The sequence below is a fragment of the Lysinibacillus phoenicis genome (assembly GCF_047238325.1).
Taxonomy (GTDB): Bacteria; Bacillota; Bacilli; order Bacillales_A; family Planococcaceae; genus Lysinibacillus; species Lysinibacillus irui.
Window position 1 is genome coordinate 638,973 of the sequence record NZ_JBDFMP010000002.1, and the last position, 15,002, is coordinate 653,974.

Here is a 15,002-nt window from a genome sequence, read left to right on the forward strand (position 1 = left end):
CCTTTTTACTCATGGCGATATCAGCTCATGGTGATTCCCCTTCAGATCGATTCTATAATGTCCGAACGTTTTTTTTCTTTCATCAGAGCTTAAATCACCGGAGCGTTGAAAGCCAAATGTAGTGATCCCGTTCCCATTAATTGTCCAATCATAGACATTACCTAATGTGTCAAAGCCATAATAAAATCCAGGCTTACCTAAATAATCGGAAAACCATTGTCCATTGGTAAATGTTGCACATTTTAAATTGCTTGTATCCTCAGCATTGAGTATTCCACGCTCATATCTTGTCAAGTAAAAGACATTGTTTTGATATGTTTTTACCGACTTTATTGGTGCTTTCTCAATCGCAACTCTTGTAATTGCTTCGCCATCCACACGATATAAAATAAATTCCTGCGTTGTGTTATAGGAATAATTCAAATAAAAATGGCCCATGTCCGTATTAAACCATATATCCCCATATCGAACCGAGTTTTTATCCTCAATTAATTCCTGATAAACAAAGGGCTCGAAATCACTAAAGGTGTTGCTAAATACTAAGTGACCGTTTTCTTTAATGACTGCCATATATCGATCACTGTAGACAATGGATTTTCCTTGATAGAGTAATTTAAAAATATGGATAAGATTAAGGTTTTCAATTGCTGTGGCATGAACGTCCCTAATTATAATCAAACGATATGGTTGAATCTCTGCATTTTTTAAGTAGACGACTTTTTTATTAAATGCCTCGCCAATATACCTTAAAGGAATATACGTTGAACTGTTGTATATGCTTGCTGCCACATCCATTTCGCTCGATTTACCGTTTATTGAAATATTATTATCTCCTATTTTTAGGGAAATGGTTTTAGTAGCGTATGTAATGGTAATGGACTGTTTTTTTGTATTAAAATCTACCTTTGCACCAAATCCTTCAGAAATAAAACGAAGGGGTACTAATGTTCTTCCATCTTTAATAATCGGCTGAACAGTAGATACTTTCTGCCCATTAATAAATGCCATGGAGCTTTCAGGAGAAAGAATCATACTATTTTTCAAGTCATTTTCAGATACATCTTCATAATAGTCATAAAGATTTTCTGCGTGTGCTGTGAAACCAAAAGCTAGGAACAATGTAAAAGTAAATAATATGAGGATAAATTTCAAGTTCATTCTTACACCTCTCAATAATGAATGTTATATTTTAAGAAGCATACAGGTTTTTGTTACCAATATATGTATTATCCATAGTGTACCATTTTTCCGTCAGGTGTTACTACCTCTATTGTCCATACTTTTTCTCTAACTAGCGAAGCTCTTTTAAACTATAAAGTTAGTAATCTAACCAGTAAATGAAGAAAGGGTTCTACATAGTAGATTGGTCTAATATGTAGAACCCTAACGATTATTTAGTGCTATTGAGGAGCCTTTTGCCATTTTATTGCTTGTTCAAAAGAATAGGCTAGCTTAATTAAAGTGACTTCACTAAATGCAGTAGCAGGAAATGCAATACCACAGGGTCTCCTACTTGCCATATTGCCTGCTGGGACAGCAATTGTTGGATCGCCTGCTTTGGTACTTATTGTGGAAGCCTATACGGTCCTTTTTGATCGAAGCTGGCTAGGAATACATGACTAGTTCTTTGGCTGTTAGCCCCCTTGCTCGAACGCCCTTTGAATGGCATATATAGTCATTTCTTCTCTTAAATCCTATTACATTTTATCTCCATCTACGTGCTCCCAGTCTTTTTCTTACATAAGAAATTACAGGAAAATGCTTATGTATGATGGATCGCCTGAAACAGCCTCTGGGCATAGCTGTCTGTGAAAGCAAAGCGATTTTGTTCCTTGTAGCTCTCGTCCACAATTTCTCCCGCCTTCATGACATAAATGCGGTCGCATAAATAAGAAACGGCCTTTAGATCATGCGAAATAAACAATATCGCCATGTCTCTTTCTTTATTGAGTGTGACTAATAAATCGATTATTTCCCGTTGTATTAAACGATCTAGACTCGAAACAATTTCATCACAGACGATTAATTGCGGCTCAATTAAAATGGATCTTAGTAAATTGACACGTTGTCTTTCACCACCACTTAGCTCTGTAGGTAAGGCAAGTAAGATATCTGCTGGTAGCTTAACTTTCTCTAGCATGGTCTGTAAATACGTATCATTTACTGATAATTGATGCTGTAATGGCTCTCTTAATAGTTCCCTTACCGTCCACGTTGGGTTTAATGCCGCTGTAGCATTTTGAAAAATGAGCTGGCATCTTTCATAAAAAGAGGTGCGATTATGTTTGGTAATAGCTTGGTTTTGAAAGAGCACTGTTCCTTTGTTCGGCTTTTCTAGCTGCATGATTACTTTAGCCAATGTACTTTTGCCGCTGCCACTTTCCCCCACTAAACCTACTAATTCACCATTTCCTACAGTAAGGTTAATATCTTTTAATACTTGCTGTCCTCTTCGATAGCTTTTAAAAACATGGTCAACCTGCAGCAACAAAATTTACGCCTCCTAAAAATGATTAGCCACAAGCTGCTTCGTATATGGATGCTTCGGCTGTTCAAAGATGTCTTTCACATGCCCTCGCTCCACCATTTCTCCATTTTTCATTACAAGAATAAAATCAGCGATGGCAGCAGCAACACCTAAATCATGGGTAATCAATAGTATTGTCGTTCCTAGTCGGGTATGAAGCTTTTTCAATAGTTGAATAAATTCCTGCTGATGGAGCATATCTAAGGCGGAAGTTGGTTCATCCGCTATTAAGATGTCTGGCTCATTGTATAAGGCACAGGCGAGCATACAGCGTTGGAGCATTCCCCCTGAAAGCTCAAAGGGATAGCAATCTAACACATTTTCTGGTAAATGAAAGTCCTTTAACATGACTTGGATGGTAGCTAAAAAATCCTTCTTCTTATGACCCTTCCGTAAAGCACTTAACGCATACATTTGTTGCTTTATCTTTATAGTCGGTGAAAAACTATTGATGGCATCCTGGAAAATCGTAAAGAAATGTTTTTGACGTAGTGCCAGTTGCTCCTGTTTCGATAGCTCCATTATATTTTGACCATTAAAATAAATTGACCCTTCCACTGTTGCATGAGCAGGAAGCATGCCAAGCAAGGCTGAAATAGTCGTGCTTTTCCCACTACCACTTTCACCAATCATCACGGTAATCTGCCCTTTCGGCACAATGAATGACAGATCTTTGAGAATTGTTTTTTCATTCATTCGTACCGCTACATTGTACATCTTAAACATGTGTCCGCTCCCCTCCCTTCTTGAACGTACTTCCTATTGCTTGTACACATAAAATAGTTATAAAGATTAATAGTCCTGGAAACAGCCCCATCCACCAAGCACCAACTAGTAAATCATTTTGTGCCGTATAGAGCATGGTCCCCCAGGACGGAATGGCTGGTGGGACCCCAATCCCTAAAAAGCTTAAAGACACCTCCGTAAATATAGCGCCAGCAAAGTTAAAAATCGTTACGACAAAGATGGCAGGAAAACTATTACGTAATAAATGGCTAAAAAGAATTTTCCACAACGGTGTACGGAACATTTTAGCCATTTGTACAAATTCGGCTTCCTTTAAACGGATAAATTCAGATCGCACAATACGTGCTGTGACAAACCAGCTCGTAACCCCCATAATAATCGCCATGCGCCAAACGCTCCCCTGCATAATCGCTTGAAGGGCAAGGACGATCACTAAAGAAGGAATGGTTAAACAGGCCTCTAATATACGCATCATCACGGCATCAACAGCCCCGCCAAAATAACCACTTATGCCTCCATAAATAATGCCAATTATACTGGCTAGAACAACGGAAACAATGGCGATGAAAAGAGTCACCCTCCCACCAATAAGCAAGCGGGATAGGACATCTCGGCCTAATTGATCTGTTCCGAGGAAATGTGTCGTAGTAGGCGCCTCATAAATATGGTTCATATCCATCGCATTTGGTTCAAAAGGAGCGAGGATAGAGGAGAAAAGGGTCAAGCCAAAAATGAAAGCAAGAAGCACTAACCAAAAGATGGGTATCTTCCGCTGTTTTTCTTTTCTCATACAAGCCCACCTCTTCTTAACCTAGGATTCAGGCAAATCATTAGGATATCAATGAGAATTAAACACATAACAACCACAACGCCAATGAGTAAAATAGCCCCCATAAGTACAGGAAAATCCTTAACCATGACTGATTTCACCAAAAGCTGTCCTAAGCCTGACCAGCCAAATAAGGTTTCAACGACAATGGAGCCTCCGAAAAATGAAGGAATGGTAACACCGACATAATTGATATAGGGAATCATGGCATTGCGTAATATCATCTTACGAATTTCATGCTCTGGCACTCCGTTGGCACGTGCAACTTGGACATAATAGCTATGGTTCTCAGCCTTCACATTCTCCTGTAAAAAGCGGGCGAATACCCCGACATGTGACAGAACAAGGACTGTTAAAGGAAGGACCATATGGTATAGTCGATCCACCATCCCTCCATTCCCCCGTACATCATTCATCCCCGATGAAGGAAACCAGCCTAGCTGTACGGAAAACACCATGATAAATACTATACCGAGCCAAAATGGTGGGATAGCTGAACTTGCAATACTGACAATAGATAGTCCTCTATCTAGTAATGAACCTTCCAGCATTCCTGCCCGTAAGCCGAGCCAAATGGACGCAATCGTTACCATAACTAAAGTCAAAACAACGAGCTGTAGTGTATTCGGTAAACGTTCCTGTAAAATTGTTGCTACTGGTCTGCCCTCTTTTGCCGAGTATCCTAAATTGCCTTGTAGTACGCCACGAAGCCAAGAACCGTATTGATACAGTACTGGTTGATCGAGATCAAAGGCTTTTTCAATACGCTCCTTCTCAGCTGCGGATAATGTTTGCGCATTGCCACCATAATAAGCTGCAGCTGGATTACCAGGAGCGGCATGCATCATGAAAAAAGAGAGGAAGCTCACGATAATGAGGACCATTGTCCCCATTATCACTCGCTTCCCGATCCATTTAGCGATCATTCCATTTCCACTCCTCGACATTCCATAGGAAGCCAGCCCCGTGGTGACCTAAAATCCGCTCTTTGACACCATGAATCTGTTCATTGATGCCATATACTGCATCCACGTAGGCAAAGTAAGCGAAAGGTGGATCTTGTGCTAGTTCCTCTTGTAATGCCATATAGACTTCCTTACGTTTTTCAGGATCAACGGTTGTTCGTCCTTCCTCTAGCAAAGCATCTACTTTAGCATTGGCATAGCTGCCGTAATTATAGCCAGCACTTGTGTGGCTTGATTCACCCGAGTGGAATAAGCTATACGTATGATGATCTGCATCATATGGACTACCCCAGCCCACCATAAAAGCTTCTGAATCTTCAATGACAATATTGTTCCAATCTAGGGCAGCTACATTCACATCTGCCCCCACCGCTTTATAGCCTTCTGCTGCATAATTAGCCATATTGACACGCACTGTATCGGTAATCGGAGCCGTAATCGTAAATGCTAATTTTTGACCATCCTTATAGCGGAAACCGTCATCCTTTAATGTCCAGCCCGCTTGTTCTAGGAGCTCGTTGGCTTTCTTGACATCATAAGAATACTGTTCAATCGTGCTATTGGCAAAGGCATGCTTTTGTAATGGTGAGTATGCTTCCGTACCGTAACCATGTAAAATGCCCTTTACAATACCAGCGCGATCAGTTGCATAGCTAATGGCCTTACGAATCGTCACATCTTGCCAAATAGGAAACTTCATATTAAATAAGAGACCGCGATAATCTGCTGATTCAACTTCATACATTTTTAAATGCTCTACTTTTGAAAGCTCCTCCACCTGATTCGGGTCAAGAAGCGCAATATCTACCTCACCAGATTTTAGCTGTAAAGCTCGCACATTGCTATCAGGGATAAATTTAAAAATGACTTTTTCAATTGAAGCCTTTGTGCCAAAGAAGGCTGGGTATGCTTTTAGTGTTAAGCTTGTTCCTTTATCCCATTGCTCAAACATGTACGGACCAGCCCCAATTGGTTGTTGGTTAAACGAAGCCGTTCGCATTTCTTGCCCTTCGAAGGCATGCTTTGGCAAAATTGGCACCGTTAATTTATCTAACATCGGCGTAAATGGCTCGTCTAATTGAATGGTCATTGTTGTGTCATTGATCTTGTTCATTGATGCTACATGGTTAAAATCAGACTTTAAATAGGAGCCGTTTTCATCATCTAAAATACTGTCAATGGTAAAGATAATATCGTCTACTGTTAATGCCTGCCCATCATGGAACGTCACATCTTGTTGAATGGTAATTGTATAAGTCATCTGGTCATCAGATATTTTAATGCTTTGAGCAATATCATTTACCGGAACATTATGCTCATCAAAGCGCATCAGACCTCTAAATAAAAATGCATCTAGATTGGTTTCCTCCAACAGCGGATTCAAACCCGCAAACTCAGATTCCGAGGCAAAAATAAGCTCATTTGCCTGAGACGATGATGCAGCAGCTGGTTGTTTCTCTTCCCCCTGACTAGAGGCACAGCCAACAAGACTTATTGCTACTATCATCAAAAGTATGAATAGGGAACTCTTTTTCATTTACTATCTCCTTTATCACAACAGAAATTACAGCAATGTTGAGATGTACTCAAACATATTGTTGATTTCTTTGTGAAGTGTTCGTTGCTCTTTGGCGAGCCATCTACAATGAATGGCCTGATCGGTTAGTTTTGTCACACTTGCCTGAACGGACGGTTCCAATTGAATTCAATCCTGTAAATCTCGTATATTGAGATGTTGAACCTGTGGCGCCACAATCCATAAGGAGCCGATATAGAGCGCCTTTTCAAGCAAGCCAATCGTTGAAAAATTCATGTCCTGTGGCTTGAAATGAAAGGAATCAAAAGCAATCAATGAATCCTCTACATAGAGCTTGTACTTAGATTGGAATGCTTGATAATCAAAAATTTCTCCTCGCATTTCTCTTCCAGGGGCGACAATCTCCCCCCAAATCAATGTTGCGCTCTCTTTCAGATGAATCGTTGTATCTACCTGAAATTTGGCTCGTTCAAATGGAATGGTCACTTCAGGAAGCCATTCTAATCGCGCTCGTTCATCGAGTTCCACTGTGATGGCTTGTGTACAAAACTCGCCAGTGTGGGAAGGGTAAATTTTTAATGCCGATTGTTGCTTTAACCTCACCTGACTGTCTGGCGCAAGCTTTACTGAAATTTCATTGCGGTCTCCCGCGACCATACCACCAGAGGACTCCATAATAAAAACGGTGGCAGTTGGATGATTGCCCTCATACAGCTCTCGACTTGCCTTTAATGGCGGTTGCTGATACACATGAACAAGCCGTGTAAAACCCCGTCTAGGCTCAAAAGCCATCTCCAACTTACCGAAATGATTGACCCTTCCTTGATTAAGCATTTTCTTCAACTGCTTCGGCACCTTCAAGGAGCATATGGTGCTGAATCCATTCAACCACCTTATCAACATTTGTTTGTGAGCGAACATCTGCAAAAATATATGGTCGTCCACCACGCATTTTTTTCACGTCCTGATCCATCAGCTCTAAATCAACACCAACATGAGGGGCCAATGACGTTTTATTGATTAGTAATAAATCAGAACGTGTTAACGCTGGGCCACCTTTGCGCGGAATATCCTGTCCTTCTGCTACATCAATGACATAAATATAGCCATGAACAAGCTCTGGACTAAATGTAGCCGATAAATTATCGCCACCGCTTTCGATAAAAATAATATCTAAATCGGCAAAGCGTTTATTCAAATCATCAATCGCGGCAAAATTCATCGATGCATCCTCACGAATGGCTGTATGTGGACAGCCACCTGTTTCCACCCCAATAATTCGCTCTTCGGCTAAAACACCGTTTTTGATTAAATATTGGGCATCTTCTCTTGTATAAATATCATTCGTGATTACTGCCACATTGTAGTGCTCATGCATCACTCGTGTTAATTGATCGACTAAAGATGTTTTGCCTGACCCAACAGGCCCTCCGATACCAATGCGTACTGGTTTCATATCTATCCTCTCGCTTTCTATGAAATAAATAATCTCGAAAATAAAAACTCATGCTTCATGGAGGCTAGTTCTATACCTAGCGCATTATTGGCAAGGTCATCTAGCGTTAACGTCTTCACCGTTTTGGCAGCTTCCTCCACCGAGGCAAGGAGCTTATGTAGGGCTTGGACACCTGTGTTTTGACCAAACGGCACTGCTCGTACGGCATTTTGAACGAGGCCACTAATTGTTGCATACATAAAGGTCATGACAGCATGAAAAACGTTAACACCTAGTGCTTCACAATAAATCCCATATAAAACTGCATAATGACCTTTCACGACTTCCTGATCAATGTGATCCTTCCATTGCAATAAAAAAGGGCTATCCATAAGTGGGGCTACTGTTCGCATAAATTGCTTCCCTACATTGACACTAGCATCTCTTGACTCCTTCGCTAGCTTCATTGCGCCACACAGTTCATCCAGTTCAATAAGGCGTGTAACATCTCGGGCTTGTGCTGCATGGAACGCCTCCTGAATTAGGATGGCATCCCCATACACTAAATTTTGCTCTAGATACACCTGACAAAATTCAACTAAATGTTCCTTCGTGCGAATGCGATCCTCTTGAATATACGTTTCCATACCATAAGAGTGGGTATAGGAGCCGATTGGAAAGGCAGAATCATGGATTTGCAATAAATGCAATAAGGATAAATTAGTGAGAGTGTCCACGGTATTTAAATGGCTGCTTGAAACGTCTTTCAGTAGTTTCATAATGCACCCCTATTTCATCTAGTAATGGATTAATCGTATGATCTGCTCGTACGATGATTTCATTGTTTTCAATTAAGCAAGGTGTATGGCGATTCCCTAATTCAAATGCTGATTTCCCCATTTCGTACATGTCTTTTGGGGTAATAACGATAACGGGCTCCAGCTTCGTGCGAATTGCAATACGACGTTCGGCATCCTCAAATAATAAGTCGCCATATTGTAATGGTTCTTCTCCCTCTAAACGCAAAGCAATATCTGTACCTTGATCCGTTGTCGTACGAAGAATTCGTTTGCTTAATTCCTCCCACTCTAGCTCAATCCATTCTGTTGTTTTCTGTTGATGTTCTTCTTCATTAGCAATATTGCCTATTACTTTTTCAATTAACATAAGTTCTGCACCTCATCCTCTATTTTTAGCTGTTCCTCTCACTTTGATGGCTTAGAATAGGAAATATCGTTGGGCCATAGGTAATATATCCACAGGCTCACATGTTGCTAGTTCCCCATCAATTTTTACTTCATAGGTTTCTGGATTCACATCAATCTGTGGTGTTGCATTGTTGAGCTTCATGTCAGCTTTACGAATATTTCGGCAATTTGAAACCGTACCAATCATTCGTTTTAAGCCTAATTTTTCAGGTAGGCCTTCCTCCACAGCGATTTTCGGTAAAAACGTCATGCCACAATTTTGAGGACCTTGACCATAAAAGCCAAATGTTTGACGTCCTTTCATTGGCTGTGGCGTAGGAATCGACGCATTCGGATCACCTGTGATGCCATAGACCGCAATCCCTGCCTTAATGACTACTTCTGCCTTAACACCAAAGAATGCTGGCTCCCAAAGGACGATATCTGCTAGCTTCCCTTCCTCTAGCGAACCTACCTCATGGCTAATTCCGTGGGCAATCGCCGGGTTAATATTCAGCTTTGCCATATAGCGCTTAACACGATAATTATCATGATCCTTGCCTTCATCCTGTGGTAATGGACCTCGTTGCTTCTTCATTTTGTCTGCTGTTTGGAACGTTCGTAACGTTACCTCACCAACACGTCCCATCGCTTGTGAGTCCGAAGACATAATACTTAAAATCCCTAAATCTTGCATAATATCTTCCGCTGCAATCGTTTCTGGTCGAATGCGGGAATCCGCAAATGCCACATCCTCTGGTACATCATGCTTTAAATGGTGGCAGACCATTAGCATATCTAAATGCTCATCTATAGTGTTCGTTGTAAACGGTTTTGTTGGATTTGTAGATGCTGGCAAAATATTGGGTAATGATGCCATGACAAGCTGGTCTGGCGCATGTCCTCCACCTGCCCCCTCCGTATGGAAAATATGAATGACTCGCCCATCAATCGCATTAATTGTATCTTCCACAAAACCCGCTTCATTCAATGTATCCGAATGAAGAGCAACCTGAATATCATAGTCATCTGCAACAGATAAGCTTTGATCTAGCGCTGCTGGTGTTGCGCCCCAGTCCTCATGAATTTTCAAACCAATCGCACCTGCACGGACTTGTTCTATGATGGGTGCTGGCTCAGATGCACTTCCCTTTCCAAGTAAGCCAACATTAATTGGGAAGCCCTCAACTGCCTGCAACATGCGATGCAAATGCCATTCACCCGCTGTTAAGCTCGTCGCCTTCGAGCCAGCTGCTGGGCCTGTTCCACCACCAATAAAAGTTGTTGTCCCTGCTAGTAGGGCCGTCTCCACCTGATCAGGGCTGATAAAATGGATATGAGTATCAATGGCTCCTGCCGTAGCAATAAGCCCTTCACCTGCATAAACCTCTGTACCAACACCGATAATCATGTCCTGATCGACTCCGTCCATGCTGTTCGGATTACCAGCTTTCCCAATACCAATAATACGTCCATCCTTTATACCGATATCTGCTTTGACAATCCCTGTATAATCTATAATGATGACATTGGTAATGACGGTATCAAGCACACCTTCATCACGTGTATTTTTACCATTTTGCCCCATCGAGACACGTAATGATTTACCACCACCGAAGACCCCTTCGTCCCCGTAGGATGTATAATCCTTCTCAATTTCAATCCACAGGTCTGTATCTGCTAAACGAACTTTATCTCCGACAGTGGGACCAAACATTTTCGCGTAAGCTTCATGTGTTACCTTCATTTTTCTTCCGCTCCTTTAAAGCCACCTTCAATTGCCTTATCTAAAATTTCTTCCTTATGGTGGGTAGAGCCCTCTGTTAGCCTATTTAAACCAAAGACATGCTGTTTGCCACCAAACTCGACAAGCTCCACCTCTTTTTCCTCACCAGGTTCAAAGCGCACCGCTGTCCCTGATGGAATATTGAGATGCATACCAATAGCATCTTGCCGATTAAACTCTAGAAATCTATTAACCTCGATAAAATGAAAATGGGAACCTACTTGTATAGGTCGGTCACCTGTATTGGCTACCAATACCTTTTTCGTCGCTCTACCCACATTGATTTCAATGACACCGTTTTTCGGTCGGATTTCTCCAGGAATCATTCTCCAACACTCCTTTATTGAATTGGACGGTGAACCGTAACAAGCTTCGTCCCATCTGGGAATGTACACTCAACCTGCACATCTGAAATCATGTCCCCGACACCTTCCATTACATCTTCAGCTGTAAGTACATGCTTAGCCTCACTCATCAGCTGCGCTACCGTTTTGCCGTCTCGAGCACCTTCCATAATAAAACTACTAATCAGTGCCACAGCTTCCGGATAATTTAGCTTTAAGCCACGAGCTTTTCTTTTCAGCGCAAGTTCTCCTGCCACATGGAGGAGTAATTTTTCTTGTTCAACTGGTGATAGCTTCAATCCAATCTCTCACTTTCCTATATTCAGAATTATCTTTCAATAATATTTTTTCTGGACATAACTTCCTTTCAGTAGTTTGAAATGTTCTAACGATTTAGTTGTACGTGCATTTAGTTGTTGTCTTACAAATTATGATTTCGCAAGGGATTTGCGAAGAGAAATAGAAATGACTTGTTGACCCGGCGAATGCGGGTTGCAATAGTTGAAGTGAGTAATAGAGGTAACAGCTAGTCCATTATAAGAAACTACATTAAAAAATTCAACATTTTTATTTATCTGTGAATTTACAAGTTTGCTAAATAATTAATAAAAAAAGAGGCATATTTTACAGAAAATTGGTCATCTGTAAAAAAGCCTCTTGTCTTGCTAGCTAAAGCGAATGAAAAATTATATTAAAAAACTAGTAAATTTATTTTATGTAAAATAATTATTTCAGGACTAAAAACGCTCTTTTTCATAATCAAATCGATTGGTTAGCTTCTGTAAATTATCAGCTTGCACGGTTAAATCCTGTGTAACATGATTGACTGCTTGCATGGAGGCAGTTTGTTCATCCATTGAATGTAAAACAACTTCTGTGTAATTAGATAGCTTGCCCATGTCATCTGCAATCGTTGTGACAGAGGATGCCACTTCATTCGCGCTACTAGCAAGCTGTTCAGCTGTCGTTGAAATGTCCTCAAGCTGACCTGTCATTTCGCGAACATGCTGTGAAATCGTTCCAAAAGATGTTGTTGCTTCATCAATGACATAAACACCCTGTTGGACATTTTTTAAATCATCTTCCACTGCTGACGCAACTTGTTTTGTATCACTTTCAATCCCCACGACTAAGTCCACAATTTGCGTAGCAGAATGCTTTGATTGCTCAGCTAACTGACGCACTTCCTCAGCCACGACCGCAAAGCCTTTCCCATGCTCGCCAGCACGAGCAGCTTCAATGGCTGCATTTAATGCTAATAGATTTGTTTGATCCGTAATAGCCGTAATCATATCAGTCATCGCTTTTATATCTGTCATTTTACTTGATAATTGTTGCATAAGACCACTTGTTTTTTCAGTTGAAGCGGAAATAAATTGCATTTGCTCCTTCGCAACATGTAAAATCTTTGCACCATTCCCTGCAATATCATTGGCATCCTTCGCATGATCAAAAACATCCTGTGTAGCAACGGTAATTCGTTCGATTCCAGCGACCGTTTCCTGCATCGCATTTGCGCTAGAATAAGCCGACTCGGCAGCCTGTTTTAAGCCCTCAGACGTTTTTTCCATTTGTTGATCTACTTCTTCTACAGCAAGAGTAATTTCATTCGTACTTGCTGATAACTCCTCAATGCTTGCTGATAAATCAGATGAGCTGTGTGCAATTTTTTGTGACATTGTTTGTAATTGTTCCTTCATTTCTAAAAAGGATTGTGCTAGCTGAGAAATTTCACTATTGTCTCGAACCTCAATGTTCACATTATCTAAATGGCCTGCAGTAATCCCTTGTGCAGCCTCGGTTAACTGTTTAATTGGCTGAATAACTTTGTAGTGCACATACGCCGTGTAAGATAGTGTAATCGCGATTCCTACGATGGTTAAAATGGTAGAAAGCCATTCTAATGACGTTACATTGGCTAAATCAATAAATAAAATAGCAATCATTAAGACATTTAAAACAGAAAAGCCAAGTAAACTCTTTTTTCGTAAACTCATAACAAATTCCCCCAACTAAAATATTACTTCTATACCATCATTATAGTTGAATAATCCTAAAAATCATAAAGAAAAGCTCTATTTTTATAAGAATAAAGACACAAAGCATTCCTTAAATCTCCGATAATTGTTCACAAAAAAAGACTATAGACAGCTTAAGTAGCATGTCTACAGTCTTGAAATCTAGATTTATTTTAATTTCATGATACTAGAACCAGCGATCCCTGGGTGTGTCATTTCATATGGATCTAAGATTAAATCTAATTGCTCTTTTGTTAAGACGCCTTCTTCGATACAAAGCTCACGAATTGAACGACCTGTCAGAATAGCTTCACGCGCTAAGCGAGCAGCTACTTCATAGCCGATATGAGGGTTAACAGCAGTTAATACCCCTACACTTTTCTCTACATATTCTTTCATACGCTCTTCATTTGCTTCAATATCTTTTAAGCAATTTTCCGTAAACGCACGGAAAACATTATTCATAATGCTAATCGATTGGATTAGGTTGAATACTAATACAGGCTCCATTACGTTTAATTCTAATTGTCCAGCTTCAGAAGCTAGAGAAATTGTATGGTCGTTGCCAATTACTTGGAAAGCAACTTGGTTCAGTACCTCTGGCATAACAGGGTTAACTTTACCTGGCATGATAGAAGAACCTGGTTGACGAGCTGGTAATAGGATTTCCCCTAAGCCTGCACGTGGACCAGAAGCCATTAAACGTAAGTCATTAGCGATTTTAGACATATTAATCATACAGATTTTTAAAGCACCAGATACTTCTGTGTAGGCATCTGTATTTTGTGTTGCATCCACTAAATGTGTCGCACCTTTTAATGGTAAACCAGAAATTTCAGCAAGATGCTCATCAACAGATTTAATGTAATCTGGGAAAGCATTTAAGCCTGTTCCTACAGCCGTTGCACCCATGTTCACATCATAAAGATTTGGACGTGTTTGACGAATGCGTACGATATCACGATTAATAACACGGCAATAAGCCTCAAACTCTTGTCCTAAACGGATTGGCACTGCATCTTGTAAATGCGTTCGGCCCATTTTAATAACATGAGCAAATTGCTCCGCTTTTTGATGGAAGACAGATTGCATATAATCCATCGTTTCAAGTAATTCATCTATTAAATTTAACACAGCGATATGGATCGCTGTTGGGAAAGCATCGTTTGTTGATTGTGACATATTAACATGACTATTTGGACTTACTGTGTGATAGTCCCCTTTTTCTTTCCCTAAAATTTCTAGGGCACGGTTCGCGATCACTTCATTGGCATTCATATTGATGGATGTACCTGCGCCACCTTGGATTGGGTCTACAATAAATTCTGCATCCCATTTGCCATCGATCACTTCTTGTGCAGCTTCGACAATTGCCTCACCAATTTCTTTTGATAATAGGTGTACTTCCATATTACTTAATGCAGCTGCTTTTTTCACTATCCCCATTGCTTTAATTAGTGAAGAGTGAATTGTGTAGCCTGTAATTGGGAAGTTTTCCGTAGCACGCAGTGTTTGAATTCCATAATACGCTTCTGCTGGTAATACGCGCTCACCTAAAAAATCTTTTTCTATTCGTTGTGTTGACATTATTGTCGTCTCCTTTTATGTAATACTCACACTTGATAGT

16 protein-coding genes and 1 pseudogene are annotated in these 15,002 nt (G+C 40.5%); all 17 read right to left on the reverse strand.

Annotation, left to right across the window (positions count from 1 at the left end):
• Window positions 1-9: 9 nt before the first annotated feature.
• Window positions 10-1,158 carry a copper amine oxidase N-terminal domain-containing protein gene (locus tag ABC382_RS04455; protein WP_322610904.1) on the reverse strand — a complete coding sequence of 383 codons (1,149 nt, stop codon included), beginning with the start codon at window positions 1,156-1,158 and terminating at the stop codon, window positions 10-12.
• Window positions 1,159-1,400: 242 nt separating this feature from the next.
• Window positions 1,401-1,574, reverse strand: a pseudogene (locus ABC382_RS04460) (amidase); the annotation flags it as partial.
• A gap of 188 nt (window positions 1,575-1,762) precedes the next feature.
• Window positions 1,763-2,491: an ABC transporter ATP-binding protein gene (locus tag ABC382_RS04465; RefSeq protein ID WP_322605025.1), complete on the reverse strand. Its 729-nt coding sequence runs from the start codon at window positions 2,489-2,491 to the stop codon at window positions 1,763-1,765.
• 12 nt (window positions 2,492-2,503) lie between these two features.
• A complete protein-coding gene (locus ABC382_RS04470; protein ID WP_322605024.1) occupies window positions 2,504-3,253 on the reverse strand; it encodes an ABC transporter ATP-binding protein in 750 nt (249 codons plus the stop codon).
• Complete coding sequence (locus ABC382_RS04475) at window positions 3,246-4,064, reverse strand: ABC transporter permease (protein WP_322610905.1); 819 nt, start codon at window positions 4,062-4,064, stop codon at window positions 3,246-3,248. The genes ABC382_RS04470 and ABC382_RS04475 overlap by 8 nt, the downstream gene beginning before the upstream one ends.
• Window positions 4,061-5,029: an ABC transporter permease gene (locus ABC382_RS04480; RefSeq protein ID WP_322610906.1), complete on the reverse strand. Its 969-nt coding sequence runs from the start codon at window positions 5,027-5,029 to the stop codon at window positions 4,061-4,063. Before ABC382_RS04480 ends, ABC382_RS04475 begins: the two co-directional genes overlap by 4 nt.
• Entirely contained in the window at window positions 5,019-6,605 is a 1,587-nt protein-coding gene (locus ABC382_RS04485) for an ABC transporter substrate-binding protein (protein WP_322610907.1), read from the reverse strand. Before ABC382_RS04485 ends, ABC382_RS04480 begins: the two co-directional genes overlap by 11 nt.
• A gap of 27 nt (window positions 6,606-6,632) precedes the next feature.
• On the reverse strand, window positions 6,633-6,767 hold the full coding sequence (locus ABC382_RS04490) for a hypothetical protein (RefSeq protein ID WP_412926625.1): 135 nt from the start codon (window positions 6,765-6,767) through the stop codon (window positions 6,633-6,635).
• 6 nt (window positions 6,768-6,773) lie between these two features.
• The gene (locus ABC382_RS04495; protein ID WP_412927251.1) at window positions 6,774-7,439 is read right to left on the reverse strand and encodes an urease accessory protein UreD; all 666 of its coding nucleotides are present in this window, start codon (window positions 7,437-7,439) and stop codon (window positions 6,774-6,776) included.
• Window positions 7,432-8,061 (reverse strand): urease accessory protein UreG, encoded by a 630-nt coding sequence (gene ureG / locus ABC382_RS04500; protein ID WP_322605021.1) that lies wholly within the window; start codon window positions 8,059-8,061, stop codon window positions 7,432-7,434. Before ureG ends, ABC382_RS04495 begins: the two co-directional genes overlap by 8 nt.
• Before the next feature lie 17 nt (window positions 8,062-8,078).
• The gene (locus tag ABC382_RS04505; protein ID WP_322605020.1) at window positions 8,079-8,819 is read right to left on the reverse strand and encodes an urease accessory protein UreF; all 741 of its coding nucleotides are present in this window, start codon (window positions 8,817-8,819) and stop codon (window positions 8,079-8,081) included.
• The gene (locus ABC382_RS04510) at window positions 8,761-9,207 is read right to left on the reverse strand and encodes an urease accessory protein UreE (RefSeq protein ID WP_274797047.1); all 447 of its coding nucleotides are present in this window, start codon (window positions 9,205-9,207) and stop codon (window positions 8,761-8,763) included. Before ABC382_RS04510 ends, ABC382_RS04505 begins: the two co-directional genes overlap by 59 nt.
• Window positions 9,208-9,258: 51 nt before the next feature.
• On the reverse strand, window positions 9,259-10,974 hold the full coding sequence (ureC, locus tag ABC382_RS04515; RefSeq protein ID WP_274797046.1) for an urease subunit alpha: 1,716 nt from the start codon (window positions 10,972-10,974) through the stop codon (window positions 9,259-9,261).
• The gene (locus ABC382_RS04520; RefSeq protein ID WP_274797045.1) at window positions 10,971-11,339 is read right to left on the reverse strand and encodes an urease subunit beta; all 369 of its coding nucleotides are present in this window, start codon (window positions 11,337-11,339) and stop codon (window positions 10,971-10,973) included. The genes ureC and ABC382_RS04520 overlap by 4 nt, the downstream gene beginning before the upstream one ends.
• Window positions 11,340-11,353: 14 nt before the next feature.
• A complete protein-coding gene (gene ureA / locus ABC382_RS04525) occupies window positions 11,354-11,656 on the reverse strand; it encodes an urease subunit gamma (RefSeq protein WP_012294325.1) in 303 nt (100 codons plus the stop codon).
• Window positions 11,657-12,094: 438 nt separating this feature from the next.
• Window positions 12,095-13,354 carry a methyl-accepting chemotaxis protein gene (locus tag ABC382_RS04530; protein WP_322610908.1) on the reverse strand — a complete coding sequence of 420 codons (1,260 nt, stop codon included), beginning with the start codon at window positions 13,352-13,354 and terminating at the stop codon, window positions 12,095-12,097.
• A 189-nt stretch (window positions 13,355-13,543) separates the two neighbouring features.
• The gene (gene aspA, locus ABC382_RS04535) at window positions 13,544-14,962 is read right to left on the reverse strand and encodes an aspartate ammonia-lyase (RefSeq protein ID WP_274797042.1); all 1,419 of its coding nucleotides are present in this window, start codon (window positions 14,960-14,962) and stop codon (window positions 13,544-13,546) included.
• Window positions 14,963-15,002 lie beyond the last annotated feature (40 nt).

Bases quoted from the DNA above. Each gene is read 5' to 3' on its own strand.
- ABC382_RS04480 (WP_322610906.1), bottom strand. From the start codon at position 5,029: ATGATCGCTAAATGGATCGGGAAGCGAGTGATAATGGGGACAATGGTC.
- ABC382_RS04510 (WP_274797047.1), bottom strand. From the start codon at position 9,207: ATGTTAATTGAAAAAGTAATAGGCAATATTGCTAATGAAGAAGAACAT.
- ABC382_RS04530 (WP_322610908.1), bottom strand. From the start codon at position 13,354: ATGAGTTTACGAAAAAAGAGTTTACTTGGCTTTTCTGTTTTAAATGTC.
- ABC382_RS04475 (WP_322610905.1), bottom strand. From the start codon at position 4,064: ATGAGAAAAGAAAAACAGCGGAAGATACCCATCTTTTGGTTAGTGCTT.
- ABC382_RS04455 (WP_322610904.1), bottom strand. From the start codon at position 1,158: ATGAACTTGAAATTTATCCTCATATTATTTACTTTTACATTGTTCCTA.
- ABC382_RS04495 (WP_412927251.1), bottom strand. From the start codon at position 7,439: ATGCTTAATCAAGGAAGGGTCAATCATTTCGGTAAGTTGGAGATGGCT.
- ureG (WP_322605021.1), bottom strand. From the start codon at position 8,061: ATGAAACCAGTACGCATTGGTATCGGAGGGCCTGTTGGGTCAGGCAAA.
- ABC382_RS04485 (WP_322610907.1), bottom strand. From the start codon at position 6,605: ATGAAAAAGAGTTCCCTATTCATACTTTTGATGATAGTAGCAATAAGT.
- aspA (WP_274797042.1), bottom strand. From the start codon at position 14,962: ATGTCAACACAACGAATAGAAAAAGATTTTTTAGGTGAGCGCGTATTA.
- ABC382_RS04470 (WP_322605024.1), bottom strand. From the start codon at position 3,253: ATGTTTAAGATGTACAATGTAGCGGTACGAATGAATGAAAAAACAATT.
- ABC382_RS04505 (WP_322605020.1), bottom strand. From the start codon at position 8,819: ATGAAACTACTGAAAGACGTTTCAAGCAGCCATTTAAATACCGTGGAC.
- ABC382_RS04520 (WP_274797045.1), bottom strand. From the start codon at position 11,339: ATGATTCCTGGAGAAATCCGACCGAAAAACGGTGTCATTGAAATCAAT.
- ureC (WP_274797046.1), bottom strand. From the start codon at position 10,974: ATGAAGGTAACACATGAAGCTTACGCGAAAATGTTTGGTCCCACTGTC.